Origin of the sequence: Microvirga sesbaniae (genome assembly GCF_025460805.1) — a bacterium.
GTDB lineage: Bacteria > Pseudomonadota > Alphaproteobacteria > Rhizobiales > Beijerinckiaceae > Microvirga > Microvirga sesbaniae.
In genome coordinates this window covers 1-1391 of the sequence record NZ_JAMXFJ010000113.1, presented here as the reverse complement: position 1 = coordinate 1391, position 1391 = coordinate 1, and the positions used below count along the sequence as shown (strand labels likewise).

At 65.3% G+C, this 1391-nt stretch carries 1 pseudogene; it reads right to left on the bottom strand.

The window, feature by feature from the left end:
• Window positions 1-1391 (bottom strand): annotated as a pseudogene (locus OCW50_RS33030) (IS1182 family transposase); the annotation flags it as partial.

Below are 1391 nucleotides of genomic sequence, written 5' to 3'. Positions count from 1 at the left end.
CCATCAGCGGCTGGATGCCCAGGATGTTCAGCACCCGGGTGAGATTGTAGGCCAGCACGTGCAGGGCCATCTCGCTGGCCACCTTCGGCAAGGTCTTCTGCAGGAAGTGGGTGGCGCCCATGCGCAGCTTGATCGTGCCAAACGGATGCTCGACCACCTCGCACCGCTGGCGCATGGCCCCTGGGTTCAGATCGAGCCGGCGCTGCACCGCCTCCAGCACCTCCTCGTGCTCCCAGCGCACGATCCGCCGCTCCTTGGCGGTGGTGCAGCGGCTCTTGAGCGGGCAGGTGTGACAGGCGGTGGTCCAGTAGCGCCGCAGCGTCAGCCCCCGCTCGACGTTGCTGTAGTAGTACTTGAGCTTCTCGCCCGCCGGGCAGCGGTAGGCGTCCTCCTCGGGCAGGTAGACGAAGTCCTGCTTGCCGAACCGACCATCCGCTTTCGAACCGGAGGTCATCGGCTTAGGCAAGGTGACCTTCACTCCCGCCTAGTCGCAGGCCAGGATCTCCTCACTGTCCCAGTACCCTCGGTCAGCGACCGCCTCGAGCGTCTCCACCTCCAGGACAGCCTTGGCTTCCTTGCCCATGGCGGAAAGCTGGGCTCGATCGCAACCGTCGTTGGTCACCTCGTGCGCCACGATCAGGTGGTGCTGTGTCTCGACCGCCACCTGCACATTGTAGCCCACCACGCCAGAGCCGCGCCCGCTGGTCGCCATCGAGCGGGCATCCGGGTCCGTCAGCGAGATCTGCTGATCGGGAGAGGCCAGCATCTGCTGCTCCAACTCAGCCAGACGCTGCATCTCCTGCTCGAGCCGGGTAATCTTCTCTTTCAGCCGGGTGGTCCTGGCCGCCAGCGCTTCTGTTGGGTCATGCCGGTCAGCGGTGTCGAGCTGCCGGAGGTAGCGCGCGACGCTCTCTTCGATCTGGGCGCGGCGCCGCTCGACCTTAGCCCGCGTGAAGGTGCGATCCCGGTTGTTCACGGCTTTGAACTTGGAGCCGTCGATGGCCACGCTGGCAGTGTTAAGCAGCCCCAGCGTACGGCAGAGGGTGACGAACTGGGCGCAGACCTGACGAATGGCCCGGCCGCTGTCCTTGCGGAAATTGGCAATGGTCTTGTGATCCGGCATCAGGCGGCCGGTGAGCCACATCAGCTCGACATTGCGGCCGGCCTCGCGCTCCAAGCGCCGGCTTGACTGCACCCGGTTGAGATAGCCGTAGATGTACAGCTTGAGCAGGACGGCGGGATGGTAGGACGGGCGTCCGGTGGCTTCGGGCACCACCCCGTCAAAGCCCAGCGCCCGCAGATCGAGCGCCTCGACAAAGGCGTCGATGACGCGCACCGGGTTGTTCTCATCAACCCAGTCGTCCAGGCTTTCGGGAAACAGCGTGGTCTGG